At 63.0% G+C, this 1,178-nt stretch carries 2 protein-coding genes; both read left to right on the top strand.

Annotated elements, in window-relative coordinates:
- Positions 1-348 (top strand): ABC transporter permease subunit (locus EOD15_RS34560; protein WP_127409314.1); only part of this gene is annotated, 348 nt, incomplete at its 5' end.
- Positions 348-1,157 carry an ABC transporter permease gene (locus EOD15_RS34555; protein ID WP_127320832.1) on the top strand — a complete coding sequence of 270 codons (810 nt, stop codon included), beginning with the start codon at positions 348-350 and terminating at the stop codon, positions 1,155-1,157. The genes EOD15_RS34560 and EOD15_RS34555, both read left to right, overlap by 1 nt.
- Positions 1,158-1,178: the final 21 nt, after the last annotated feature.

Here is a 1,178-nt window from a genome sequence, read left to right as displayed (position 1 = left end):
ATCCTGGCCATTCCGCAGGGCCAGATCGAGGCCGCCCGCGCCTATGGAATGTCTCCGGGCCTGCTGTTGCGGCGCATCACCTTGCCGTCAATGCTGCCCTTCGCCATACCGGGCCTCGCCAATCTCTGGCTGATCGCCACCAAGGATACCGCGCTATTGGCGGTCGTCGGCTTCTACGAACTGGCGCTGGCGACGCGGCAGGCGGCGGGTGTCACCAAAGCCTATTTCACCTTCTTTTTCGCGGCGGGCGTGCTCTATCTGCTTTTGTCGCTGTTCTCCAACCTCGTCATCGGCCGGGTCGAGACCTGGTCGCGGCGCGGCATGCCTTCGCTCAAGGAGGCGCGCTGATGGCCAACGAGGCTGCCATCATCAACGTCGTCGCGCGAACATCGCTGTGGCTGCAGCCGCATCGCATCGTGCTGATCCTGATCGCACTGGGCTTTGTTTTGTCGGCTGCCTTTTTCATGCGCTGGGACTGGCTGCCGCAATATTATGAAATGGGCTTGATCGGCATCTGGCGGTCGCTGTGGATCCTGGCCGTCACCTGCGTGCTGGGCTTTCTGCTCGCCGTGCCGCTCGGGCTGGCGCAAGCCGCCGGCTCATTCTGGTTCGCCGCGCCTGCCAAGGTGTTCTGCACGGTGATCCGGGGCACGCCGCTGCTGATCCAGCTCTGGCTGCTCTATTACGGCCTGGGTTCGCTGTTCCCGCAATATCCGTGGATCCGCGAATCCTGGATGTGGCCATATCTCAGGCAAGCCTGGCCCTATGGCGTGCTGGCGTTGACCCTGTCTTTCGCCGGCTATGAGGGCGAGGTGATGCGTGGCGCCTTTGCCGGCGTGCCCAAGGGACAACTGGAGGCGGCGCGTGCCTTTGGCATGAGCCGCTGGAAGGCATTCCGGCGGATCTGGCTGCCGCAGGCCATCTACCGGGCGCTGCCGACGCTGACCGGCGAGACCGTGCTGCAATTGAAGTCGACGCCGTTGGTGGCGACGATCAGCGTCATCGACATCTTCGCCGTTTCGTCCAAGGTACGGCAGGACACCTACCTCACCTACGAACCCCTGCTGCTGCTGGCGCTGATCTACATGACGATCACCGGTATTCTGGTCTTCGCCTTCAGCAGGATAGAGGCCAGGATCCCCAACAAGATTGGCTAGAGGGGAGTAGGGGAGTAGGGG

This window comes from Mesorhizobium sp. M7A.T.Ca.US.000.02.2.1 (genome assembly GCF_003996995.1).
Classification (GTDB): domain Bacteria; phylum Pseudomonadota; class Alphaproteobacteria; order Rhizobiales; family Rhizobiaceae; genus Mesorhizobium.
Note: the sequence above shows the minus strand (reverse complement) of the source record. Positions and strands in the feature narration are given on the sequence as shown.

Coding starts and splice junctions, on each gene's coding strand:
- EOD15_RS34555 (WP_127320832.1), top strand. CDS start 348: ATGGCCAACGAGGCTGCCATCATCAACGTCGTCGCGCGAACATCGCTG.